The sequence below is a fragment of the Thermomonas fusca genome (genome assembly GCF_005862345.1).
Classification (GTDB): Bacteria; Pseudomonadota; Gammaproteobacteria; order Xanthomonadales; family Xanthomonadaceae; genus Thermomonas; species Thermomonas fusca.
The window spans coordinates 373,897-397,635 of sequence record NZ_SROY01000001.1 but is presented as its reverse complement, the minus strand read 5'-3'; the positions used below and the strand labels follow the sequence as shown (position 1 = coordinate 397,635).

The window sequence follows — 23,739 nt, the reverse complement described above, 5'->3', positions numbered from 1 at the left end:
GCGACGGTGGGGGCGCCGGGGGAAAGGCGACAAGTGTAAGGGCGGATCCGGCAATGCCGGCATTTGCGTCAGCTGCCGGCGCGTGTCGCGGGACGGACAGCCCGCGCAGCCAGCGCCCTACCGCGCACCGTTAGGCGGAAGCCGGCGGCTGCGGCAGCACCGCCAGGGTGATCCGGCTGATGCAGACCGGCCGGCCATCCTCGTCCTCGATGTGGATCTCCCACACCTGGGTGCTGCGGCCGATGTGGACGGGACGGGTGGTGCCGGTGACCGTGCCTTCGCGCACCGCGCGCAGGTGGTTGGCGTTGATCTCCAGCCCCACCACCGCGCTGTCGCCGGCCAGCAGCGCGCCGGCGCTGCTGCCCAGGGTTTCCGCCAGCGCCACCGAGGCGCCGCCGTGCAGCAGGCCGTAGGGCTGGTGGGTGCGTGCGTCCACCGGCATGGTGGCGCGCAGGTAGCCGTCGCCCAGTTCGGTGAAGACGATGCCGAGCGCTTCCATCAGCGTCCCGGCGGAGCGCGCGTTCAGGGCCGCGAGGCTGGTGCCCTGCGGCCAGGCGAAATCGCGCGCGGCCATGCGGCTCAGCGCACCGTGAACACGCCGGGGCGCCAGGCGCGGATGTAGGACTCGCGCCCGTAGCCGCTGCTGCGGCCGTAGCCCACGCCGAAGTCGCGCTCGCGACGGGTGTGCATGCGCTCCACCAGCTCTTCGCGGCGGCTGTCCAGCCAGTCGGTGCGTCCAAGCGTGGCCGGGTCGGTGCCGAGGCGCTTGGCTTCGCGGGCGCGGTAGTCGCAGAAGTCGTCGTAGGCATCCAGCTCGTGCGCCAGCTCGCGCACCGACAACTCGATCATCACCGCGTCGTCGAGGAAACCGAGCACCTGCACGGCGTCCGGGATGATGTCGTTCGGGTCGGCGAAATACGCCAGCGCCGACAGCACCCGCTGGCAGTCGGCGTCGGGCATCGCCCAGGCCTGGTCACGCACCATCGCGATCATGTCGTCCAGGCGCAGCAGGCGCTGGCGGATGAAATCCGGCAGCTCGGTCTTCTGCGCATCGTCCAGCAGCGCGACCGCCGCAGCCACGATTTCCTCGGCACTCTTGCCCTCGACCGCCTTGCGGGAGCGCTCCGCTGCCGCCTGGAAATGGGCCAGATCGTGGTCGTTGAGCTCGAAGTTCAGGGTGATCGACATGTGGGCCCCGGAAGGCAATGAAAATGAGTTTGGCAGACTAGGACGCGGGCGCGGGCGCGTCAATTGCCATCCGTCACGGTCGCCTGCGCCGCGCTCACAGGATCGGCGACAGCCCCGAGCCGAACGCGGTGAACGCGCGCACGCCCAGCCACTTCAGGCCGATGTCGACCTCCGGAAAATCGCCGACCGGCTTGTTGCAGCGGCGGAATTCCGGCGCGAACGGCGACGGCGGCTCCAGCGTCGGCGGGCAATCCGGGCCCGGCACGTAGTCATAACTGGTGGCGTACTTGTACGGCCACAGGTCGAACACCGGCATCCGCTCGGACAGCTTCGACAGGTTGTATTCGATGCCGGAAAAGATCGGCGCGTCGTCGCGGCGGCCGATGGTCCACGCGTTGGCCGGGACCATGTCGCGGCGGATGCTGGCGGCCAGCGCCGCGGCGAAGCCGGGATCGGCGATCACCACCGCGCTCTCGGTGTTCAGGCTGTCGCCGCGCGGGTCGAAGTTGTGGGTGCCCACCACGCCGACGCGGCCGTCGATCACCAGCGACTTGGCATGCATGCCCATGCGCAGGCCGGCGCGCTTGAGTCGCACCGGCAGGCCACCGGAAGAGGCGAACGGCGACGGCCGCCCGGCCTCGCTGGCCGGCTCGCTGCGAAGCCCGCGCTCGGCCAGCTGGCGTTCGCGCAGGCTGCTGGCGCGGGTACGCACCGGCACCGCTGGCGCAGGTGCGGGCAGGTCGGTGTCGGCCAGGCCGGCGCCGGTGGCGCCCAGCTCGAACGGCGCATCGGCCGGGAACGGCTTGAATTCGTGGATCTCGAAACCGAAGTCGCGCAGGTAGCGGCGCTTGTACTTGTAGGACAGCGCGTAGGCGATGAAGGCATCGGTGGAGGCCAGGCTGTTGGTCGAGACCAGCACGCGCGGCGGCTGCGGCCGCTGCCGCAGTTCGCGGAACAGCGCCTGCGCCGGCTTCGACAGCACCAGGTACGGGGTCTGCAGCAGGATTTCGCGCTCGGCGCCGGCGATCAGCCCGCGCAGGCCGTGGCTGGTATCCGACGCAGGATTGACGGCAGCCCCGGCAGCGGCATCGGCCACCGCCACGGCGCCGTCCCGGCCGTGCTTGGCGGGCAGGTCGGCAAGGAACGCCACCCCCTGCACCGGCAGCGCCGGCGCCACGAAGCGCGCGCGCAGCACATCGTCGTCCGCCACCGCGGCCAGCAGCGCGCGCACCCGCGCCGGGTTGTGGAAGACGTGGTGCGGCGCCGGCGGCGGGCCGTGCTCGCGCAGGTAGCGGGCCACGTCGCCCAGCTGCTCCGCCGGCACGCTGCGCTTCGATGCCCAGAACGCCTGGAAGTTCGCCGCCATGTCGGCCACCGCCGGCCCGGCCAGCAGCAGGTCGCGGTCGCGGAAATTGAACTCGTCGCCCCAGTCGTAATAGTCGTCCTGGTAGTTGCGCCCGCCGACGATGCCGACCGCATCGTCCACCACCAGCAGCTTGTTGTGCATGCGCCGGTTGAGTTGACCCCAGCAGCAGGCCGCCGCCACCGCGTACATCGGCAGCGACAGCCGCGCGCGGTCCAGCACCGGGTTGTAGACGCGCAGCTCCAGGTTGGCGTGCAGGGAGGTCAGCGCCGCCAGCGTCTCCACCTTGCGCAGTGCCGCCAGCTGGTCGATCAGGATGCGCACCTTGACGCCGCGGAACGCCGCCGCCTGCAGCTCGTCCAGCACCAGCTGGGCGGAATCGTCCTCGTCGAAGATGTAGGTCTGCAGGCCGATGCTGTGCCTGGCCGCGCGGATCAGGTGGATCCGCGCCAGCAGCGCGTCGGGGGCGTCGTCGAGGATCAGCGCGCGATGCCGCGGCGCCGCCGCGGTGGAGGCGGCCAGGGTGTCGCGCGCCATCGCCAGCAGTGGCGACGGCAGCGCGCAGGCGTCGGCGCGCACGCAGTCCACCCGGGTGCTGCGCGCGCTGACCGCGACTTCGGCGGCGGCGCTGCGCTGCTGCGGCGACAGCGTGGCGCAGCCGGCCAGCAGCAGGGCCAGCAGCCCCGCCAGCGCGCGGCCGGGGCGGCGGCGAGTCATCGGCTCACGGCTCTGCGGTCGGGCTCACGGCCACCAGAAGCGCGACAGCCGCGCCACGCCGGGCTCGATCGCCGCATCGACCGGGAATTCCAGCACCGCGACCCCGCCCGGCGGCATGCCGCGGTAGTCGCCGGACTGGCCGCTGTGCAGCAGCGCCGCCAGCTGTTCCAGGCCAGGGTTGTGGCCGACCAGTAGCAGCCGGCGCGCGTCGCGGTGGGCATCGGCCAGCGCGATCAGGGTGCCCGGGCTGGCGTCGTAGATCGCCGCCTCCTCGCGCACGTCGGTGCAGCCCAGCTCGCCCAGCGCGGCCAGGGTCTGGCGGGTGCGCGCGGCGCTAGAACACAGCACCCGGTCGGGCTGCAGGGCATGCTCGCGCAGCCAGTCGCCGGCCGCCTGCGCCTCGACGAGACCGGCCGCCGACAGCGGGCGCTGCAGGTCGTCCTGGCCGGCTGCAGCGGCATCGGCGTGGGCATGGCGGAGCAGGATCAATTCGCGCATCTGAAGGGTCCTTCCTCGGCCGCGGCGGCCGGTTGCAGGCAGGGTACACCGCCGCCGGCCGATCGGATCGGCTTATCCGGGATACTGCCGGGCGACCTGATCGCGCAGCCGCCAGTGGGCGGCGTGCAGGGCGTCCTCCAGCGCCGCCAGCCGCTCGCGGGCACCGCCGCGCAACGCGTTTTCCAGCGCCGCCGCCGCCTCCGCCAGCTCGACCGCGCCGACCAGCCGCGCCGCGCCCTTGAGCCGATGGGCCTGGGTCACCAGCGCCGGCAGGCCACCGGCTTCGCGCAGCCGCTCCAGCGCCTCCATGTCGTCGCGGGTGCAGCGCAGATAGTCTTCCAGCAGCGCGCGGATGTCGTCCGGGCGGTCGCCGGCCAACTCCCGCAGCACGCCCGTGGCCAGCACGGTTTCGTTCTCCTCCGCCTCGCTCGCGGCCGGCGGTGACGGCGGCGGTGCGGCATCGATCCCTGCTGCTGGCTCGACCGGCGGCAACAGCGACGCAGGCGAGCCATTGGCGGTATGCGGCAGCCAGCGCTGCAGGCAGACGCCGAGGCTGGCGATGCCCACCGGCTTGGTCAGGTAGTCGTCCATGCCCGCGCCCAGGCAGCGCTCGGCCTCGCCCTTCAGCGCCGAGGCGGTCAGTGCCACGATCGGCGTGCGCGGCAGGCCGCGGCCGAGCTCTTCGGCGCGAATCGTGCGCGCCAGCTGGTAGCCGTCCATGCGCGGCATGTGGACGTCGCTGAGCAGCAGCGCATAGCGCCCGCTGCGCCAGCGCTCCAACCCCTCGATGCCGTCTTCGGCGGTTTCCGAGGCGTAGCCCGCCAACGACAGCTGGCGCTGGATCACCAGTCGATTGGTGGCATGGTCGTCGACCAGCAGCACCAGACTGCGCTCCGCCTCCGCTTCCTCCAACGCCGGCAGCGGCCGCGGCACGAAGCCGGGCGCATGCCGACCCGGCAGGGTCAGCTCCGGCAGTTGGTCCGCCGGTGCCCGCGCCAGCTCGAGCTTCAGGCGCATGGTGGTGCCCTTGCCGGGCGCCGATTCCATTTCGATGTGGCCGCCCATCAGCTCGGCGATGCGGCGGCTGATCGCCAGCCCCAGGCCGGTGCCGCCGAAGCGGCGGGTGGTGTCCACCTCCGCCTGCGAGAACGGCTTGAACAGCCGCGCCTGCGCCTGTTCGCTGATGCCGATGCCGGTGTCGGTGACGCTCAGCTCCAGCAGGTCGGTGCCCAGCGTGCCTTCGGCCGGTGCGTGGCGCAGGAGCTTCACCGCCACGGTCACCATGCCGTGATCGGTGAACTTGATCGCGTTGGACAGGAAGTTGCCCATCACCTGCCGCAGCCGCACCGGGTCGGCGCGGTGCGCCGGCGCCACCTGCGGATCGACCTGGCTGTCCAATACCAGGCCCTTGCTGGAGGCCGAGCCGGAGAAGCTGGCGGCGACGCTGCGCACCAGCTCCGGCAGCGAGGTCGGCACCGGCTCGATTTCCATCTTGCCGGCCTCGATCTTGGAGAAGTCGAGGATGTCGCCAATGATCCGCAGCAGGGTTTCCGCCGAAGCCTGGATGATGCCCAGCGAACGCCGCTGTTCCGCGTCCAGGTGGGTGTGGCCGAGGATTTCGATCATCCCGGTGACGCCGATCATCGGGGTGCGGATCTCGTGGCTCATCGCCGCCAGGAACGCGCTCTTGGCGTGGCTGGCTTCGCGCGCGCGCGTCTCGCTGTCGCGCAGCGCGCGTTCCAGCCGCTTCTGCATGGTCAGGTCGGTGCCTACCGCCAGCAGCCCGACCATCGCGCCGGTGTCGTCGCGCATCGCCGACAGCGCCAGCAGCACCGGCAGGGTGCGGCCGCGCTGGTGGCGCAGGGCGAACTCGCGCGGCGGCTCGCGGTGCCGGGCCAGCTCGCGCAGCGCCGTCCAGTCCGGCGGCACGGTGCGGCCGTAGGCTTCGCTGAGCGAGCGCGCCAGCGCCCCCAGCGCCTCCGGGTCCAGCACCACGTCGAGCTTCTCGCGCCCCAGCAGCGAACCGGCCGGCCAGCCCAGCAGCTTTTCCGCGAACGGATTGACCTGCGAGAACACGCCGTCCTCATCGACCGCGATGATCGCCGTCTGCGCGGCCTCCAGCAGCAGCCGCTGGAACTGTTCGCGCCGCTCCAGCGCCACCCGCGCACGGTCGATCCGGCTCAGCTGTTCGGTCAGCTGGCCCTCGATCCGATGCACGTGGTCGCGCATGCCGAGGAAGCTGTCCATCACCTCGCCCAGCTCGCCGCGCGGCAGGTAACGCGGCTGCGCGGTGTAGTCGTTCTGGGTCATCCGCCGCGCCAGCCAGGTCAGGCTTTCGACGCCGCGGTAGCCGTCGCGCAGGATGCGGCGGCCGAACAGCAGCGCCAGCAGGAAGCAGGCCAGCGACAGCCCGATCCGCACCCGGCTGACCCAGATCCCGTGTTCCAGCGCGCTCTGCGTCAGCATGTCGGCGCGCGCCTGGCTGCGCGTGGCTATGCGCTCCAGCCGCTGCACCAACGGGTCCACCGCCGGGTACAGCTCGCGGTCGGCAAAACGACCCAGCGCGAGGATGTCGCGCTGGTGCAGGATCGTGCGCAGGCTGGCGGCGGCCTTGTCGGCGCGCGGGCGCGCGCGCAGTGCCTGTTCCAGCAGCGCACGGCTTTCGTCGTCCAGCGGCATCGCCTGCAGCGCGCGCCACTCGCGATCCATCGTCGCCTGCGCCTGCCCGATCCGCTGCCCGGCCTGGTCCCAGTCGATCAGGTAATTGCGGGTGCGGAAGGTGACGCCCACCATCTCCGTGCCGTAGGCGTCGGCCAGCCGGCGGATCCGGCGCATGCCCACCAGCACGTCGTCGCGCATCGCCTCCATCGAACGCTGCGCGTAGTGCTGGCCGACCTCGTCCACCGTCACCACCAGCGCGCCGGTGAGCAGGAACAGCCCGAACAGCCCCAACAGCTGGTGGCGGATGCCGAGGCGGGACAGGTCCAGGCGCACGGCGTCAGCGGGCGTTCGGGCCGGAGCGGCGACCGACGGCCACGGTCACAGCACCGGGCGGCGCCAGCGCGCGATCGCCGCCGGCAACTCGCTGCCCGGCACCGGCCGCCCGATCAGCCAGCCCTGGGCGATGTTGCAGCCCAACTCGGCCAGCAGCTGCCAGTCCTCCACGGTTTCCACGCCTTCCGCCACCGTGGTCAGGTTGAGCTTGCGTGCAAGATCCAGGCTGGCCTCCACCACCGCCCGCTTGCGCGGCTGCGAATGCGCGGAAAACACGAATTCCTTGTCGACCTTGAGTTCGGTGAACGGCACCTGCGCCAGCTGCGCCAGCGAGGAATAGCCGGTGCCGAAGTCGTCGATCGACAGGCCGAAGCCCTTCAGCCGCAGCCGCGCCAGCACCCCCAGCCCGCGCGCGGCGTCGGTCATCACCGAACTCTCGGTGATTTCCAGCACCACGTCTTCCGTGCTGACCGCATGGCTTTCGACGATGGCCTGGTAGCGATCGGCAGCCGCCGGATCCGCCAGCGCCAGCGGCGAGACGTTGACCGACAGTTTCAACCGCATGCCGTCGCGGCTCCAGCGCTGCAGCCAGCGGCAACCCTCGTCCAGCATGCGTTCGGTGAGCGCGTCGGCGCGGCCTTCGCGCTCCAGCAGCGGCACGAACAGCACCGGCCGCACCACGCTGCCGTCGGGGCGTTCCCAGCGCGCCAGCGCCTCCACCCCCACCACCTTGCCGTTGCCGAACTCCACCTGCGGCTGGAACCACGGCACGATCTCGCCGTTGCCCAGCGCTTCCAGCAACGCCGGCACGGTGAAGTCCGCCTCGCTTTCGTCATGCTGTTCGCCGACGTGGTCGCCGAACCGCACCAGCACTTCCTCAAGCTTGTCGCGGGTCAGCGGCTTCTCCACGCTGCCCAGCACCCGCAGCCCGTAGGCGCGGGCCATCGTCTGCACGGTATGCAGCAGCGCCGGGTCGAGCGCGCTGACCACCACCACCGCGCGCGCCAGCCGCTCCTGCGCGATCTGGCCGATGCATTCGATGCCGTCCATGCCGGGCATGTCCAGGTCCACCAGCACCACGTCGGGCGGCGCCGGCTGCCGGCGCAGCAGGTCCAGCGCATCCAGCCCGTCGGCGCCTTCCAGCGCGCGTTCGACGCCCAGCTCCGCCAGCAGGCGCAGCGCGATGCGGCGCTGGAAGCCGTGATCCTCGACCACCATCACCTGCAGTTCCGACCAGTCCATGCCCTCTCCCCGGATGCATGCGGTGAGCGGCAAGCCTACCGCAGCATGTGGGGTCTTGGGAGTGGGCGGTCGCACCAGCCCGGGGCGCTTACACTCGACCCATGGTCATCGATGACTTCCTGGCCCATCTGGCAGTCGAACGGCAGAGTTCGGCGCACACCCTGGACGCCTACCGCCGCGACCTCGCCGCGCTGGCCGGCTGGGCGAACGGCCGCGACCTGCTGGCGCTGGATGGCAACGACCTGCGCGCCTTCGTCGCCGCCGAACACCGCCGCGGGCTGTCGCCGAAATCGCTGCAGCGGCGGCTGTCCGCCTGCCGCAGCCTGTATCGCTGGCTGCTGAAGCAGGGCCGGCTGCCGGCCAGCCCGGCCGAGGGCGTGCGCGCGCCGAAGCCGCCGCGCAAGCTGCCGCAGGTGCTGGACGTGGACGAGGCGGTGCAGCTGGTGCAGCTGCCCACAGACGCGCCGCTGGGCCTGCGCGACCGCGCGCTGCTGGAGCTGTTCTATTCGTCCGGGCTGCGCCTGTCCGAGGTCTGCATGCTGCGCTGGGGCGACCTGGACTTCGAGGCCGGGCTGGTCACCGTGCTGGGCAAGGGCAGCAAGCAGCGCATCGTCCCGGTGGGTTCGCACGCGCGCCGCGCGCTGCTGGACTGGCGTGAGGCGTCGGCCGGCAGCGGCGCCGGCTTCGTGTTCCCCGGCCGCGGCGGCGCCCGGATCAGCGCGCGCGCCATCCAGCTGCGGATCAAGCAGCTGGCGCTGCGCCAGGGCATGTTCAAGCGCATCCATCCGCATCTGCTGCGGCACAGCTTCGCCAGCCACGTGCTGGAATCGTCGGGCGACCTGCGCGGCGTGCAGGAACTGCTGGGGCACGCCGACATCGCCACCACCCAGATCTACACCCACCTGGATTTCCAGCACCTCGCCAAGGTCTACGACGCCGCCCATCCGCGCGCCAAGCGCAAGTCCTGAACCGTCGGCTTTGATGTCGATCATTGAGCCGGCAGCGGCTGCAGGATGTGCCAGCTGTCCACCTGCAGCGCGGTGTCGTAATGCGCATCCAGCCCGCGCCGCCGCGCCGCCGCGACGAAGGCGGCATAGCGCGCCTCGATGCCTTCCGCCCAGCGCGCCACTTCCGGCGCGGCGGCATGAATGCGGCGCAGGTACAGCGGCTCCGGCACGTGTACCACCGCACAAATTTCCGACAGCCGCAGGCACAGGTCGTAGTCGGCGGCATCGGGATGGGCATCGGTATAGCCGCCGGCACGCCGGTAGGCGGCGCGGCGCAGCAGCCGCAGCGGCCCGGTCATCCAGTCCAGCAGCAGCGCCTCCGGCGAATACGGCAGCTCGCACAGCGGTCCCGGACCGAGCATGCGCCCGCCTGCATCCATCAGCACGTGCCGGCTGTAGGCCATTCCCGCGTCGGGCCGCGCGGCCAGCGCGGCGTGCAGGCCGGCCAGCGCATCCGGCGCCAGCGCATCGTCGGGGTCCAGCACGCACAGGAATTCCGTGTCGATGCCATCGGCGGCCAACGCCAGCGCTGCGACCTCGCTCGCAGCGGCTGGCCCGACGCAACAGCGCGGCTCCGCGGCGGCCACCCGCGCCGCCAGCGCAGCCGCCGCTTGCCCCACCGGACACAGCACGCCGCGCCAGCCATCGAAGGCCTGCGCCTGCAGGCTGGCCAATGCTGGGCCGAGGAAAGGCGTCGCGCTGCGCAGCGGCAGCAGCACGCTGATCGACGCGGTCACGGTGCCGGCACCGCGATGGCCTTCGGCCGCAGCACGTGGCGGGCGCGGAGGCCCAGCGACAGCGCCTGTTCCCGATCAAGACCGCGCCGCCGCAGAGCGCGCTGGGCGGCGGCGAAGCTGGCCTGCACCTGGCGCAGGCGGCTGGACTGCGAGATCGAACCGCGGCGGATGCGGTAGCGGTACAGCGGCTGCGGCAGGTGGCCGACCGGGTAGCGCTCGGACAGGCGCAGGCACAGGTCGTAGTCCTCGGCATAGGCGGCCGCCGGGTCGAAGCCGCCCACCGCGCGATAGGCGTCCGCGCGCACCAGCCGGAACTGGAAAGTCATGAACTCCACCAGCAGGCCCGCCGGCGAGTACGGCGTCAGGCTGCGCCGGCCCGGCCCCAGCACGTTGCCTGCCTCGTCGATTTCCACGTACTGCGAATAGCCCATGCCCAGCGCCGGCTGCGCCTGCAGCAACGCCAGCAGCGCGGCCAGCGCCTGCGGCTCCAGCGCATCGTCGCTGTCGAGGGTGCCGCAGTAGGCGCCGCGCGCCTGTGCCAGGGTCTTCGCCAGCGCTGGCGCCTGCCCATGGTTGCGGCCGTCGCCCAGCAGGCGGAAGCGCGGATCGCGCGCGGCGTAATCGGCGGCGATCCGGAAGCTGCCGTCGCTGGAACCGTCGTCCCACAACAGTGCTTCCCAGTCGCTACAGGTCTGTGCCAGCAGGCTGTCCAGCGCCGCTGGCAGGAAACGTTCGGTGTTGAAGATCGGCATCGCGATGCTGACCAGCGGTGAGGCCATGCCCGTCCATCCTGCTTGAAGCCGGGGCGCGCGCCCCCAGATAGCCGGTTCAACGGAGAAAACGATGGATCCCAGCCAGAACCCCAACGTGTTCCACGCCACCACCATCTGTTCGGTGCGCCGCAATGGGCAGGTGGTCATCGCCGGCGACGGCCAGGTGACGCTGGGCCACACGGTGATGAAGGCCAACGCGCGCAAGGTTCGCCGGCTGGGCAAGGACGGCCGCGTGCTGGCCGGTTTCGCCGGTGCCGCCGCCGATGCGTTCACCCTGTTCGAGCTGTTCGAAGCCAAGCTGGAAAAACACGGCCAGCTGACCCGCGCGGCGGTGGAGATGGCCAAGGATTGGCGCACCGAGCGCCGCTTCGGCAAGCTCGAGGCGCTGCTGGCGGTGGCCGACGCCGATACCTCGCTGGTGATTTCCGGCACCGGCGACGTGATCGAACCGGAAGACGGCCTGATCGCCATTGGCTCGGGCGGCATGTACGCGCTGTCCGCGGCGCGCGCGCTGCTGGCGCACACCGAACTGGATGCAAAAACCATCGCTACCGAAGCGCTGGGCATTGCCGGCGACATCTGCATCTACACCAACCGCAACATCGTGGTCGAGACGCTTTGACCCATCCAGCCCACCCGCCCGGGCCAATCCGATCAACCAAGCGAGTATCGGGGAGCGACTTGATCGGATTGGCCCGGGTGGGTGGGCCGCGACGGACCTCCAGCTGCTGCGCACATTTCTAACGCCATGTGAAGTTTCACCACAGACGCGGCTTGTTGAAGCTTTGCCGCAGGCACTCCCGGCGGGGAGGCCCCATCAAGTCGCTCCCCGATACTCGCTTTGTTGATGGTGCCTCCCCGCCGGGAGTGCCTCGTGAAGGATTTCCGATGACCGACTCCTCCTCCATGACCCCGCGCGAGATCGTCGCGGAACTCGACCGCCACATCATCGGCCAGCACGCCGCCAAGCGCGCCGTGGCCATCGCCCTGCGCAATCGCTGGCGGCGCGCGCAGCTCGCGCCCGAGCTGCGCAACGAGGTGATGCCGAAGAACATCCTGATGATCGGCCCCACCGGCGTCGGCAAGACGGAAATCGCGCGCAGGCTTGCGACGTTGGCGAATGCGCCGTTCGTGAAGGTCGAAGCCACCCGCTTCACCGAGGTCGGCTACGTCGGCAAGGACGTCGAGCAGATCATCCGCGACCTGGCCGATACCGCGGTCAAGCTGTATCGGGGCCAGGCCAAGCAGCGCGTGCGCACGCAGGCCGAGGAGCGCGCCGAAGACCGCATCCTCGATGCGCTGCTGCCGAAACGCGAAACCGCGCCGGGCTTCGGATTCAACCCGGCGCAGACCACCACCATCGACATCGGCGCCGAGCCGTCCGCGCAGGAATCGTCGACCCGGCAGAAGCTGCGCAAACAGCTGCGCGCCGGCGAACTGGATGCGCGCGAGATCGAACTCGACATCAGCATGAACATCGGCGTGGACATCATGGCGCCGCCGGGCATGGAGGAAATGGGCCAGCAGCTGCGGCAGATGTTCAGCCAGATCTCCGGCGGCAAGACCCACAAGAAGAGCATGACCATCCAGGCCGCGCGGCCGCTGCTGGTCGAGGAAGAGGCCGGCAAGCTGGTCAACGAGGACGACGTGCGCGAGGCCGCCATCGAAGCCTGCGAGCAGCACGGCATCGTCTTCATCGACGAGATCGACAAGGTCGCCAAGCGCAGCGAGGGCATGGGCGCGGACGTGTCGCGCGAAGGCGTGCAGCGCGACCTGCTGCCGCTGGTGGAAGGCAGCACGGTCAGTACCAAGTACGGCCCGGTCAAGACCGACCACATCCTGTTCATTGCCAGCGGCGCCTTCCACCTCGCCAAGCCGTCCGACCTGATTCCGGAAATGCAGGGCCGCTTCCCGATCCGGGTGGAACTGTCGGCGCTGGGCAAGGACGAGTTCGTCCGCATCCTGACCGAACCCAGGGCCGCGCTGACCCGGCAGTACGTGGAGCTGATGCAGACCGAAGGCTTGGCGCTGCGCTTCGAGGCCGAGGCGATCGACCGCCTCGCCGAGATCGCCGCGCACGTCAACGAGCGCCAGGAAAACATCGGCGCACGCCGTCTGCACACGGTGCTGGAGCGGCTGCTGGAAACCCTGAGCTTCGAGGCCCCGGACAAGGGCGGCAGCGTCGTGATCGACCGCGCCTACGTCGACGCCCAGCTGGGCGAACTGGCGCAGGACCCGGACCTGAGCCGCTACATCCTGTAACGCCGCCGTGCGGGCACGCTGCCGTCAGAGCGGCAGCGGCGCCTGCAGCGGTTCGATGCTGCCTTCGCCGCGCATCACCTTCTTGAACTCCTTGCGCGACACCGAGACATAGCGCTCGTTGCCACCGATCTCCACCTGCGGCCCGTCCTGCAGCGCGCGTCCCCGTGCGTCGATGCGCACGTTCATGGTCGCCTTGCTGCCGCTGTGGCAGATGGTCTTGATCTCGGACAGCTCGTCCGCCCACGCCAGCAGGTACTGGCTGCCCTCGAACAGCTCGCCGCGGAAATCGGTGCGCAGGCCATAGCACAGCACCGGGATACGCAGCGCGTCCACAACTTCGCTGAGCTGCCACACCTGCGGCTTGGTGAGGAACTGCGCCTCGTCCACCAGCACGCAGTGCAGCGGGCCGCGGGCGGCGATGTCGGCTTCCACGATCCGCTGCAGGTCGGCGTCGCGGTCGAACGCAATGCCCTCGGCCTGCAGGCCGATCCGCGAGGCCACGGTGCCGCTGCCGGCGCGGAAATCCAGCTTCGGGGTCAGGATGGCCACCCGCATGCCGCGCTCGCGGTAGTTGTACGCGGACTGCAGCAGGGTGGTGGTCTTGCCGGCGTTCATCGCCGAGTAATAGAAATAGAGCTTGGCCATCGGGCGGGGCAGTGGGATTTGGCGAATGGGTGGAATGCAGGGGCGCAGGCCGCGGACGGCGATGCCAGAATAACCGCCCGCGTCCTCGCAGCTTCCCACTTCCGCTCCATGCACGGTCTCAACCCCCCGCAACGCCAAGCCGTCCTGCACACCGAAGGCCCCCTGCTGGTGCTGGCCGGCGCGGGCAGCGGCAAGACCCGCGTCATCATCGAGAAGATCGCCCATCTGGTGCAGAGCGGGCGCTATCCGGCGCGGCGGATCGCCGCGATCACCTTCACCAACAAGTCCGCGCGCGAAATGCGCGAGCGCGTCGGCAAGCGCATCAAGGGCGATGCCGCGCAGGAACTGACCGTCAGCACCTTCCACGCGCTGGGGCTGAAGATCATGCAGATCGACCACGCCAAACTGGGGCTGCGGCGCGGGTTCTCGATCTTCGATGCCGACGATTCCAGCGCGCAGGTCAAGGATCTGCTGCCGCCGGGCAGCAAGCCGGACGCGATCGAGGCAATGAAGCAGCTGATCAGTCGCGCCAAGAACGCCGGGCTGTCGCCCGAACAGGCGGCGGAAGCGGCGCGCAGCAGCCGCGAGCGCGAGGCCGCGGCGCTGTACGCGCGCTACCAGCAACGCCTGAGCGCGTTCAACGCGGTGGATTTCGACGACCTGATCCGGCTGCCGGTGCAGCTGCTGGAATCCGACGAGGAGGCGCGGATGGGCTGGCGCGAACGGATCGGCTACCTGCTGGTGGACGAGTGCCAGGACACCAACGACGCCCAGTACCGCCTGCTCAAGGCGATTGCCGGCGAGTCCGGCCAGTTCACCTGCGTGGGCGACGACGACCAGAGCATCTACGCCTGGCGCGGCGCCAACCCGGACAACCTGCTGGCGCTGGGCACGGACTATCCGGCGCTGAAGATCATCAAGCTGGAGCAGAACTATCGCTGCTCCAACCGGGTGCTGCGCGCCGCCAACGCGCTGATCGCCAACAACCCGCACGAACACCCGAAAACGCTGTGGAGCGAGGCCGCAGACGGCGAGCGCATCCGCGTCTGGGAGTGCCGAGATGCCGCCCACGAGGCGGACAAGGTGGCGGCGGAGATCCAGTTCATCACCAAGCAGCACGCGACACCCGACGGCACCCTGCCGTGGAACGAGGTCTGCATCCTGTTCCGCGGCAACCACCAGAGCCGTGCGCTGGAAAAGGCGCTGCAGCTGCTGCGCATTCCCTACCACCTGAGCGGCGGCACCGCGTTCCTCGACCGTGGCGAAGTGAAGGACGCGCTGGCCTGGCTGCGCCTGCTGGCCAATCCCGACGACGACGCCGCCTTCCTGCGCGCGGTGGGCTCGCCCAACCGCGGCGTCGGCGCCGGCACGCTGGCGAAGCTGGGCGAGCTGGCAAACCAGAAGCACCTGCCGCTGGCCCGCGCCGCCGAGTCGATGGCGGTGGCGCAGCAGCTGCCGGCGCGCGCCGCCAACGCGCTGCAGGGCTTCTCCACCATCGTGCAGGGCCTGCGCGCCGACGCCCGCACGCTGCCGCCGGCCGAACTGGTGCGCAAGCTCAACGAGCGCTCGGGCCTGCTGGCCGCGCTGCGCGCCACCTGCAAGGACGAGGCGCAGTTCCAGGCGCGCCGGCGCAACCTCGACGAATTGGCCGACTGGTTCGACGGCCCCAAGACCTCCGGCCCGGGCGAGCTGGCCGCCGCGCTGGCGCTGCTGTCGCACGCCGACAAGGGCGACGCCGGCAACCAGGTGCGGCTGATGTCGATGCACGCCTCCAAGGGCCTGGAGTTCCGCTTCGTGTTCATCGTAGGGGTGGAGGACGGCAACCTGCCGCACGAGGCAAGCATCGAGGAAGGCCGCACCGACGAGGAACGCCGGCTGTTCTATGTCGGCATCACCCGCGCCAAGGAACGGCTGTGGCTGTCGCATGCGAAGGAGGCCCAGCGCTGGGGCGACAAGCTGCGGCTGTCGCCCAGCCGCTTCCTCGACGAACTGCCGGCCGCCGAAGTGCAGCGCGACGGCGCCGACCCGGAAGCCGAAGCGGTGCAGAAAGCCGAGCGCCGCCGCGCCAGCTTCGCCGACATCCAGGCGATGCTGGCGGACTGAGCTGTCATTTGCGCCGGCTACACTGGCCCGCCATCGCATTTCCGGATCCGTCCATGCGCCACCTGCTTGCCATCGCCCTCGTCGCCCTGCTGGGCGCCTGCGCCACCACCGCGCCGCGCACCGAGGCGGCCGCCTCCATCGTCCGCACCATCGACGACCTGGCCGCGGTGGCCCCGGCGCTGCAGGAATCGTCCGAACGCACCCTGCTGGTGCTGGACATCGACGACACCCTGCTGACTTCGGCCGGCTTCTTCGGCAGCGACAAGTGGTACGAATGGCAGAAGACCCTGCCGGCCGACGATCCGGGCAAGGTGGCCTGCCTGTTCGACGTGATTTCGCTGAACTACGAGGCCGGCGCCCAGCGCGCCACCCAGGCCGACGGCCCGGCGCTGGTCAACGGCCTGCAGGTGGACAAGCTGCTGCTGACCTCGCGCAACCCGCTGTACCGGGGCGGCACCCTGCGCACCCTGCGCGATGCCGGCTACGCGCTGCCGGAAATGCTGGGCGGGCAGGCCGACGGCCGCAGCTGGGATTTCCGCAAGGCGCCCGCGGCGAAACCGGTGCGCGTGCTCTATGACCAGGGCCTGTTCATGACCACCGGCCAGGACAAGGGGCTGGTGCTGCTGGACCTGCTGCGCCGCTCGTCCCTGCGCTACGACCGCGTGGTGCTGGTGGACGATGGCCGCAAGAACATCGACAACATGCGCGCGGCCTTGCGCGATGCCGGCATCGACTATCTGGGCCTGCACTACACCCGCATCGACAAATCCATCGGCAGCGAGGACGTCGCCGCCGGCCGCGCCGGCTGGCAGGCTTGGCGGCAGTTGCTGGCGGCCACCTATCCGCAGCGCCTGCAGGCGTTTGACCGGGGCCAGTGCAGCTATTGAAATCAATTGCTTAGGCGATAGTTCTTGACCATTGCATAAAGATCAATGGCGGGTTAGGCTGCCCGCATCCGGCCCAGCCGGAGTCATGCCACAACTGTCGTCCACCGGCATCGCCGGCTTCGGGGAGACCTTCGGGTCTCCTTTTTTCTTGGCTGCGGATCGCGCCCGCCCGGTCCCGGCCGCGCCCTTCGCCCGCTTGCGCTGGCGGACGCGGCCACCGACACTCCGCCCCATGCCTGCCGCGGACGCTTCCACCCGCTACCGACGCCTCGCGCTGGCCCTGTGCCTGGGGCTGGCGCTGCCATGGTTGCCGGCCTGCCAGCGCGGCCCCGGCCCCAGCCCCGATGCCACCACCACCATCGAAGTGGCCGCGACGCGCCCGGTCGATGCGGTGCACGTGCTGCGTGACCGCCTGCTGGCCCGCGACGGCGCCGGTTTTGCCCGGCTGGCGGTGCCGCCGGCGCTGCACGCGCAGCTGCAAGCCGCGTGGACGCGCGGCCAAAGCCGGTGGCCGCTGGACGAACTGCCGCTCGATACCCACATCCCGCGCATGCTCGTCGCGCTGCAGGCGCCGCACGCCGACAAGGCGCTGATGGCGACCTACCGCAAACAGTTCGCCAATGCCGACAAGGACATCGACCAGGCGGTGCGCACCCTGGTGATCTTCGGCGGCGAGTATGTGCAGAAGGATGCCGACTACACGGAAGAAGAACGCGCGCACGTCGGCCAGGCCATCAACGCCCTCGGCAGCTGGGCGCTGGCGGCGCCGCTGGCCGACCCCAAGCGCGCGCAGCCGTTCTTCACCACCCTCGCCGCCGCCGCGGTACGCAGCGGCATCGACGGCAAGGCCGGCGATGCGGCCTTCGCCGCGCTCGGCATGACCCAGAGCCTGAACCGGCTGTCGCCGTTCTTCGCCACCCTGCTGGCCCAGCTGCGCCTGCAGTACGGGCTGGACATCGACGCCGCATTGCGCAGCCTGCACGTCAGCCTGCTCCAGCAGACCGGCGACACCGCCGAACTGCGCCTGCAATACAGCTTCGCCGGCACCCGCATCGACGCCCTCGCGCCCGCGGTGCGCATCGACGGCCATTGGTACCTGGCCAATTTCGTCGGGCGGGCGGAGCGATCGCTGCACGCCGGCCCGCGCTAGGGGCGGACCCGAACGGGGACACGGCAGGCCTGCGCCGCCGCATGCTCCAAGATTCGGCGACTGCGGCCGATACACTGTCGAAGGGACACCCGATCCGCGTGCACTGACACGGCACGAAGCCACCACGCCAGGGGCGAATGTATGAGCGACAGGAAGACATCGAGTTCAGATGGGGGCGGTTCGTCGCCGGGCGCCTCCGCATTCGCCGCCTCCGGCCTGTCGATCCTCACTGCCACGGAGGTGCGCGCCGCTGCCGCCGCGCTGCTGGACGGCCTGCAGGGCTGCGGCGTCACTGCCGAGGCGGTGGCCTGGACCGATCACGGCGAGCTGCTGTTCGAACCGGCGGACGCCGGCAGCGACGCCAACCGCGCCGCCGCCGTGGCCGCGTTCGCCGGGCGGCCGCTGGCCGCGGGCAGCGGCCCCGATACCCAGCTGCTGCCGCCGGGCGCCGCCGATGCCGGCGCAGTGCTGCTGGCCGCGCCCGGCGCGCTGGCGTCACCGGATGCGGCCGCCGGCCGCCTGCTGGCCCTGGCCGGCCGGCGCCTGTCCGAGCTGTTCTCGATCCTGCGCCTGCACGCCTCGGTCAAGGACCTGGAGCAGGCCGAACAGCTGCAGCACGCGCTGTTCGCGATCGCCGACATGGCCGCCTCCGACCGCGACATGCAGGGCCTGCTGCGCGGCCTGCACCAGATCATCGGCCGGCTGATGTACGCCGAGAACTTCTACATCGCGCTGTACGACCCGCAGCAGGAAACCATCCGTTTCATCTATTTGGTCGACGAGATGGATGGCCGGCTGTACGACCCCGACATGGCCATTCCGACCACAGAGCTGGGCAAGAGCCTCACCCTCGGCCTGATCCGCCACGGTCGCCCGGTGCGCGGGGCTTCGCGGCAAATCGCGGAGATGCTGGGTCTGGACGAAGACGAGGACGGCGCGTTCGGCACCCCGTCGATCGACTTCATGGGCGTGCCGATGCAGCGCGACGGGCAGGTCTACGGCGCGCTGGTGGTGCAGAGCTACCGCGAAGGCATGAGCTACACCCAGTCCGACTGCGCGGTGCTCAGCTTCGTCGCCGAACACGTGCTCAACGCGGTGGAGCGCAAACGCGGGCAGGAAGCGCTGGAACGGCGCGTCGCCGACCGCACCCGCGAACTGGCGGATGCCAACCTGCAGCTGCAGGCGCGGATCGCCGAGCGCGAGCGCGCGGCCCACCTGCAGGCCACGCTCTACAAGATCGCCGCGCTGGCCAACAACCAGGAGCGTGACGAGGATTTCTACCGCAGCGTGCATCAGGCGGTGGGCGAGCTGCTCTACGCCGAGAACTTCTACATCGCGCTGCTGTCGGCCGACGGCAGCCATCTGGAAATTCCCTATTCGGTGGACGTGGCCGGCGACGAGCGCGGCAACCGTCCGCTCGGTCGCGGCCTGAGCGAGTACGCGTTGCGCCATGGCAGGACGCTGCTGATCGACGACCAGGCCGTGCGCGGCCTGGTTGCCAGCGGCGAGATGGACGCCGGCCACCACGCCAGCCGCACTTCCGCGGTGTGCTGGCTGGGCGCGCCGCTGCTGGGCGCGGACGGGGTCATGGGCCTGGTAGTGGTGCAGAGCTACCGACAGGACCTGGTGTACAGCGGCGAAGACGCCGAGCTGCTGACTTTCGTCGCCCACCAGATCGCCAACAGCGTGCAGCGCCGCCGCCATGCCGAAGCCCTGCACGCGCTCAACGCCGACCTCGAACAGCGGGTGCAGGCGCGCACCCGCGAACTGCGCCGCGAGATCTCGGTGCGCGAACAAGTCGAGGCCCAGCTCAAGCACCAGGTCATGCACGACCCGCTGACCGGCCTGCCCAACCGGCTGTACCTGCGCGACCGGCTGGAACGGACGCTGTCCAGCCAGCAGCGCAACCCGCAGCACGCCTTCGCCCTGCTGTACCTGGACGTCGACCGCTTCAAGCTGTTCAACGACAGCCTTGGCCACCTGGCCGGCGACGCGGTGCTGCGCGAGGTCTCGCGCCGGCTGCTGGACTGCGTGCGCGGCCCGGACATCGTCGCCCGGCTGTCCGGCGACGAGTTCGCGATCCTGCTGGAGGAAGGCACCCAGCCCGCCACCGCGGTCAAGATCGCCCAGCGCATCCAGTCGCGCATGCAGGCCTCGGTGCAGGTGGGCGAGCGCGACCTGCAGGCGTCGGTCAGCATCGGCATCGCCATCAGCCACCCGCGCTACCAGACCATCGACGAGATGCTGCACGACGCCGACGTGGCGCTGTACCGCGCCAAGGCCACCGGCCGCCAGCGCTTCGTGCTGTTCGACGAAAGCCAGCAGAAGGCGGCGATGAACGTGCTGGAGCTGGAGCTGCAGCTGCGCCATGCGCTGCATGCCGGCGAATTCGTGCCGTATTTCCAGCCCATCGTCCGCCTCGACGACGGCAGCACGGTGGGCTACGAGGCGCTGATCCGCTGGCAGCACCCCGAGCGCGGGCTGCTGGGCCCCGGCGAGTTCCTGCCGGTGGCGGAGGAAAGCGGCCTGATCGAGGCCATCGACTGGCACATGTACCGGCTGGCCTGTGCGGCCGGCGCGCCACTGGTGGGCGACGGCGGCTACATCAGCATCAACATCTCGCCGCGCCACTTCCAGTACGAGGATTTCGACCAGCGCCTGCTGGAGCTGCTGCGGGAAACCGGGTTTGCGCCACCGCAACTGCGTATCGAGGTCACCGAAGGCACCCTGCTGGGCGATCCCGAGGCCGCCGCGCGGATCCTGCAGCGGCTGCAGGACGCCGGCATCGGCACCGCGCTGGACGATTTCGGCACCGGCTACTCCTCGCTCAGCTACGTCCACCGCTTCCCGTTGAAGTCGATCAAGATCGATCGCTCGTTCATCAGCGACCTCGGACAGACCAATGCACGCCGCAGCCTGGCGATCATCGAGGCGGTGCAGGGCCTGGCGCGCTCGCTGGGCCTGAACGTGGTGGCGGAAGGGGTCGAGACGGAAGTCCAGCGGCAGGCGCTGCTGGCGACGGGCTGCGCATACGCGCAGGGATTCCTGTTCGGACGGCCGCAGCCGGCGGAGCATTGGCAAGCCCCGGCGGGGCCGGCACCGACCGTTATCCCGGAAAAACCGTGATCCGCGTCACATGAAATCCGCCCAGCGCAGGCATCCGCCGGCGCCTGCCGACGACGGGCGTCCATAATGGCGGCGATGCCAGATCGCCAGACTCCCGCCCAGGCCGGCCTGTTCGACCCGCCGACCGCAGATGCCACTGCCGCCATGCGCGCCGCCGGCACGAATACCCGATCCGACGCCGAGCCCGCCGGCGAACCGCTGCCGCTGCCCGGCTTCCTGCCGCCATCCGCTGCTTCCGCCGCGCCGGCGCCGCGCCCCGCCAAGGTCAAGCTGCCGCTGTGGGCGCGCCTGCTCGGGCGGCCGCTGCATCCGTGGCTGAAGCTGGACATCGAGACCGACCCGCAGGTGGGCGCCGATGCGCGGCCGATCTGCTACGTGCTGGAAGACTATGGCCTGTCCAACGCGCTGATCCTGGCGCGGGCCTGCCGCGAGGCCGGGCTGCCGCCGCCGCTGCAGCCCATCGCCGGCGACCCGCTGGGGCGCAAGCGCGCCTACGTGGCGCTGTCGCGCCGCCACGCCAACGCGCTGGGGCTGCTGCCGGGCGCCGAGCACAAGACCCATTCCGGTTCGCTGGCGCGGCTGCTGGCCGCGCACGGCAGCAACCCGGCACTGGACGTGCAGCTGGTGCCGGTGTCGATTTTCGTCGGCCAGGCGCCCAAGCGCAGCAGCGGCTGGTTCTCGGTGCTGTTCTCGGAGAACTGGACCCTGGTCGGCCGCTTCCGCCGGCTGCTGGCGATCCTGCTGAACGGGCGCGACACCCTGGTGCAGTTCGCCGCGCCGATTCCGCTGCGCGACATCGTCGCCGAGCAGCTGCCGCCGGAACGCACCGTGCGCAAGCTCTCGCGCGTGCTGCGCACCCACTTCCGCCGCGTGCGCGAGGTGGTGATCGGGCCCGACCTGTCGACCCGGCGCATGCTGGCCGACCAGGTACTGTCGGCGCCGCTGGTCAAGGACGCCATCGCCGACCAGGCGCGGCGCGACAACAGCAAGCCCGAGGAAGCGTGGAAGAAGGCCAACGCCTACTTCTGGGAAATCGCCGCCGACTACTCCAATACGGTGGTGCGCTCGCTCAGCTTCCTGCTGACCTCGGTGTGGAACCGCATCTACCGGGGCGTGCTGGTCCACCACCTCGACCAGTTCAAGCAGGAAGCGCCGGGCCATGAAGTGGTCTACGTGCCCAGCCACCGCAGCCACATGGACTACCTGCTGCTGAGCTACCTGCTCTACAGCCACGGCATCGTCGCACCGCACATCTTCGCCGGCATCAACCTCAACCTGCCGGTGGTGGGCACGGTGCTGCGCAAGGGCGGCGCGTTCTTCGCCCGCCGCAGCTTCAAGGGCAACGCGCTGTATTCGGCGGTGTTCCGCGAATACATGGCGCAGCTCGTCGCCGGCGGCTATTCGATCGAATACTTCATCGAAGGTGGGCGCTCGCGCACCGGCCGGCTGCTGCAGCCCAAGGGCGGCTCGCTGGCGATGACCGTGCGCGCCTACCTGCGCCAGCCGACCCGGCCGCTGCTGTTCCAGCCGGTCTACATCGGCTACGAGAAGCTGATGGAAGGCGGCAGCTACCTCGACGAGCTGTCCGGCAAGCCGAAGGAAAAGGAATCGATCTGGCAGCTGCTGAGCGGCATCCCCAAGGTGCTGCGGAGCAACTACGGCCAGGTGGTGGTGAACTTCGGCGAACGCATCCAGTTGCGCGAGATCCTGGCCGAGCACGCGCCGGAATGGGACGGCAAGCCGGTTGGCGACGACGAAAAGCCGGCCTGGTTCGCGCGCACCGTCGATGCGCTGGCGCAGAAGATCCAGGTCCACGTCAACCGCGCCGCCGACGTCAACCCGATCAACCTGCTGGCGCTGGCGCTGCTGTCCACGCCCAAGCACGCGATGGGCGAAGCCGACCTGCGCGCGCAGATCGCGCTGTCGAAGACGCTGCTGGCGGAAGTGCCGTATTCCGACTGGGTGACGGTGACCCCGCATTCGCCGGAGCAGATCATCGCCCACGGCGAGGAGATCGGCCTGATCTCCCGCACCAGCCACCCGCTCGGCGACGTGCTGGGCGTGGAAGGCGACAACGCGGTGTTGCTGAGCTATTTCCGCAACAACGTGCTGCACCTGTTCACCGCGTCCTCGTGGATCGCGGTGTGCTTCCAGAACAACCGCCGCATGGGCCGCCGCCAGCTGCAGCAGATCGGCCGCACCCTGTATCCGTTCCTGCAAGCCGAACTGTTCCTGCCCTGGGACGAGGACACCTTCGCCAGCCGCATCGACCGCACCATCGAGGTGTTCATCCGCGAGGGCCTGCTGGAGCAGGTCAGCGACGAGGACGGCGGCATCCTGCAGCGCTATGCCGGCCAGAGCGACGAGGTGTTCCGCCTGCGCGCGCTCGGCCACACCCTGCAGCAGGCGTTCGAGCGCTATTACATCGCCATCGCGGTGCTGGTGAAGAACGGCCCCGGCATCCTCGGCGCCGGCGAGCTGGAAAGCCTGTGCCAGCTCACCGCGCAGCGCCTGTCGCTGCTGTACGCCCCGGCCGCGCCGGAGTTCTTCGACAAGTCGCTGTTCCGCGGTTTCATCCAGCAGCTGCGCGAACTCAAGCTGGTCTGGCCCAATCCGGAGACCAGCAAGCTGATGTTCGACGAGCGCCTCAACGCCTGGGCCAAGGACGCCCGCGTGGTGCTGGGGCGCGAACTGCGCGCAACCATCGAGAAGATCAGCCCGGCCAGCGCGCGCACCACCGGCGAGATCCCGGCGCTGCCGGCGGAGGACGCGGGCACCCCGTCCTGAGAATGCGCCCTGGCCGGCGGCTTACGCCGGCTCGTCCGGGATCAGCGCGTTCTCCAGCCAGGCGATCTGGTCCTTCAGCAGCAGCTTGCGTTTCTTCAGCCGCTTCAGCATCAGCTCGTCGGCCTGGATGTCGGCCTGCAGGCGCGCAATGGCTTCGTCCATGTCCCGGTGCTGCTGGCGCAGGTCCACCACGCGCCGCGCGATGCGCGACAGTTCGGCCGGATCGGTGGGCTGGTTCATGTGCCGAGCATAGCGCGCCC

General features: G+C 70.3%; 18 protein-coding genes. 8 read left to right on the top strand and 10 right to left on the bottom strand.

The window, feature by feature from the left end; translation table 11 throughout:
• Window positions 1-130 precede the first annotated feature (130 nt).
• The 6 genes from E5S66_RS01790 to E5S66_RS01765 form a co-directional block, all read right to left on the bottom strand.
• Window positions 131-574 (bottom strand): hotdog fold thioesterase, encoded by a 444-nt coding sequence (locus E5S66_RS01790; protein WP_138346994.1) that lies wholly within the window; start codon window positions 572-574, stop codon window positions 131-133.
• Between the two features lie 5 nt (window positions 575-579).
• Window positions 580-1,188, bottom strand: a complete 609-nt coding sequence (locus E5S66_RS01785) for a YkvA family protein (RefSeq protein ID WP_138346992.1) — start codon at window positions 1,186-1,188, stop codon at window positions 580-582.
• 94 nt (window positions 1,189-1,282) lie between these two features.
• Entirely contained in the window at window positions 1,283-3,268 is a 1,986-nt protein-coding gene (locus tag E5S66_RS01780) for a phospholipase D family protein (protein ID WP_138346990.1), read from the bottom strand.
• A 24-nt stretch (window positions 3,269-3,292) separates the two neighbouring features.
• On the bottom strand, window positions 3,293-3,766 hold the full coding sequence (locus tag E5S66_RS01775) for a SixA phosphatase family protein (protein ID WP_028840405.1): 474 nt from the start codon (window positions 3,764-3,766) through the stop codon (window positions 3,293-3,295).
• A 72-nt stretch (window positions 3,767-3,838) separates the two neighbouring features.
• Entirely contained in the window at window positions 3,839-6,760 is a 2,922-nt protein-coding gene (locus tag E5S66_RS01770; RefSeq protein ID WP_138346988.1) for an ATP-binding protein, read from the bottom strand.
• Window positions 6,761-6,805: 45 nt separating this feature from the next.
• A complete protein-coding gene (locus E5S66_RS01765) occupies window positions 6,806-8,002 on the bottom strand; it encodes an EAL domain-containing response regulator (RefSeq protein ID WP_138346986.1) in 1,197 nt (398 codons plus the stop codon).
• A gap of 101 nt (window positions 8,003-8,103) precedes the next feature.
• Here E5S66_RS01765 and xerC point away from each other — a divergent pair, with 101 nt between their 5' ends.
• On the top strand, window positions 8,104-8,970 hold the full coding sequence (gene xerC / locus E5S66_RS01760; RefSeq protein WP_138346984.1) for a tyrosine recombinase XerC: 867 nt from the start codon (window positions 8,104-8,106) through the stop codon (window positions 8,968-8,970).
• Between the two features lie 20 nt (window positions 8,971-8,990).
• On the opposite strand, the gene E5S66_RS01755 is transcribed toward xerC, so the two are convergent.
• Window positions 8,991-9,746 (bottom strand): glycosyltransferase family protein, encoded by a 756-nt coding sequence (locus E5S66_RS01755; protein ID WP_138346982.1) that lies wholly within the window; start codon window positions 9,744-9,746, stop codon window positions 8,991-8,993.
• Window positions 9,743-10,525, bottom strand: a complete 783-nt coding sequence (locus tag E5S66_RS01750; RefSeq protein ID WP_171033437.1) for a glycosyltransferase — start codon at window positions 10,523-10,525, stop codon at window positions 9,743-9,745. Before E5S66_RS01750 ends, E5S66_RS01755 begins: the two co-directional genes overlap by 4 nt.
• A gap of 64 nt (window positions 10,526-10,589) precedes the next feature.
• Here E5S66_RS01750 and hslV point away from each other — a divergent pair, with 64 nt between their 5' ends.
• Together hslV and hslU are read left to right on the top strand one after the other, a co-directional pair.
• Complete coding sequence (gene hslV / locus E5S66_RS01745; RefSeq protein WP_028840409.1) at window positions 10,590-11,141, top strand: ATP-dependent protease subunit HslV; 552 nt, start codon at window positions 10,590-10,592, stop codon at window positions 11,139-11,141.
• Window positions 11,142-11,407: 266 nt separating this feature from the next.
• On the top strand, window positions 11,408-12,781 hold the full coding sequence (gene hslU, locus E5S66_RS01740) for an ATP-dependent protease ATPase subunit HslU (RefSeq protein WP_138346978.1): 1,374 nt from the start codon (window positions 11,408-11,410) through the stop codon (window positions 12,779-12,781).
• A gap of 24 nt (window positions 12,782-12,805) precedes the next feature.
• Here the strand turns inward: hslU and E5S66_RS01735 are convergent, their stop codons facing one another.
• Window positions 12,806-13,426, bottom strand: coding sequence for a thymidine kinase (locus E5S66_RS01735; RefSeq protein WP_138346976.1), 621 nt, complete (start codon window positions 13,424-13,426; stop codon window positions 12,806-12,808).
• A gap of 108 nt (window positions 13,427-13,534) precedes the next feature.
• On the opposite strand from E5S66_RS01735, the gene E5S66_RS01730 reads away from it, so the two are divergent.
• The 5 genes from E5S66_RS01730 to plsB all read left to right on the top strand — a co-directional run bounded on the left by E5S66_RS01730 (window position 13,535) and on the right by plsB (window position 23,479).
• Window positions 13,535-15,529: a UvrD-helicase domain-containing protein gene (locus E5S66_RS01730; RefSeq protein WP_138346974.1), complete on the top strand. Its 1,995-nt coding sequence runs from the start codon at window positions 13,535-13,537 to the stop codon at window positions 15,527-15,529.
• A gap of 53 nt (window positions 15,530-15,582) precedes the next feature.
• The gene (locus E5S66_RS01725; RefSeq protein ID WP_138346972.1) at window positions 15,583-16,416 is read left to right on the top strand and encodes a DUF2608 domain-containing protein; all 834 of its coding nucleotides are present in this window, start codon (window positions 15,583-15,585) and stop codon (window positions 16,414-16,416) included.
• A gap of 232 nt (window positions 16,417-16,648) precedes the next feature.
• Entirely contained in the window at window positions 16,649-17,566 is a 918-nt protein-coding gene (locus E5S66_RS01720; RefSeq protein WP_138346970.1) for a hypothetical protein, read from the top strand.
• Between the two features lie 141 nt (window positions 17,567-17,707).
• A complete protein-coding gene (locus E5S66_RS01715) occupies window positions 17,708-20,692 on the top strand; it encodes an EAL domain-containing protein (protein ID WP_138346968.1) in 2,985 nt (994 codons plus the stop codon).
• 66 nt (window positions 20,693-20,758) lie between these two features.
• Window positions 20,759-23,479 (top strand): glycerol-3-phosphate 1-O-acyltransferase PlsB, encoded by a 2,721-nt coding sequence (gene plsB, locus E5S66_RS01710; RefSeq protein WP_425472148.1) that lies wholly within the window; start codon window positions 20,759-20,761, stop codon window positions 23,477-23,479.
• Between the two features lie 21 nt (window positions 23,480-23,500).
• Here the strand turns inward: plsB and E5S66_RS01705 are convergent, their stop codons facing one another.
• Entirely contained in the window at window positions 23,501-23,719 is a 219-nt protein-coding gene (locus E5S66_RS01705; RefSeq protein WP_138346966.1) for a YdcH family protein, read from the bottom strand.
• Between the last annotated feature and the right edge of the window lie 20 nt (window positions 23,720-23,739).

Bases quoted from the DNA above. Each gene is read 5' to 3' on its own strand.
- E5S66_RS01790 (WP_138346994.1), bottom strand. From the start codon at position 574: ATGGCCGCGCGCGATTTCGCCTGGCCGCAGGGCACCAGCCTCGCGGCC.
- E5S66_RS01785 (WP_138346992.1), bottom strand. From the start codon at position 1,188: ATGTCGATCACCCTGAACTTCGAGCTCAACGACCACGATCTGGCCCAT.
- E5S66_RS01780 (WP_138346990.1), bottom strand. From the start codon at position 3,268: ATGACTCGCCGCCGCCCCGGCCGCGCGCTGGCGGGGCTGCTGGCCCTG.
- E5S66_RS01775 (WP_028840405.1), bottom strand. From the start codon at position 3,766: ATGCGCGAATTGATCCTGCTCCGCCATGCCCACGCCGATGCCGCTGCA.
- E5S66_RS01765 (WP_138346986.1), bottom strand. From the start codon at position 8,002: ATGGACTGGTCGGAACTGCAGGTGATGGTGGTCGAGGATCACGGCTTC.
- xerC (WP_138346984.1), top strand. From the start codon at position 8,104: ATGGTCATCGATGACTTCCTGGCCCATCTGGCAGTCGAACGGCAGAGT.
- E5S66_RS01750 (WP_171033437.1), bottom strand. From the start codon at position 10,525: ATGGCCTCACCGCTGGTCAGCATCGCGATGCCGATCTTCAACACCGAA.
- hslV (WP_028840409.1), top strand. From the start codon at position 10,590: ATGGATCCCAGCCAGAACCCCAACGTGTTCCACGCCACCACCATCTGT.
- hslU (WP_138346978.1), top strand. From the start codon at position 11,408: ATGACCGACTCCTCCTCCATGACCCCGCGCGAGATCGTCGCGGAACTC.
- E5S66_RS01735 (WP_138346976.1), bottom strand. From the start codon at position 13,426: ATGGCCAAGCTCTATTTCTATTACTCGGCGATGAACGCCGGCAAGACC.
- E5S66_RS01730 (WP_138346974.1), top strand. From the start codon at position 13,535: ATGCACGGTCTCAACCCCCCGCAACGCCAAGCCGTCCTGCACACCGAA.
- E5S66_RS01725 (WP_138346972.1), top strand. From the start codon at position 15,583: ATGCGCCACCTGCTTGCCATCGCCCTCGTCGCCCTGCTGGGCGCCTGC.
- E5S66_RS01720 (WP_138346970.1), top strand. From the start codon at position 16,649: ATGCCTGCCGCGGACGCTTCCACCCGCTACCGACGCCTCGCGCTGGCC.
- E5S66_RS01715 (WP_138346968.1), top strand. From the start codon at position 17,708: ATGAGCGACAGGAAGACATCGAGTTCAGATGGGGGCGGTTCGTCGCCG.
- plsB (WP_425472148.1), top strand. From the start codon at position 20,759: ATGGCGGCGATGCCAGATCGCCAGACTCCCGCCCAGGCCGGCCTGTTC.
- E5S66_RS01705 (WP_138346966.1), bottom strand. From the start codon at position 23,719: ATGAACCAGCCCACCGATCCGGCCGAACTGTCGCGCATCGCGCGGCGC.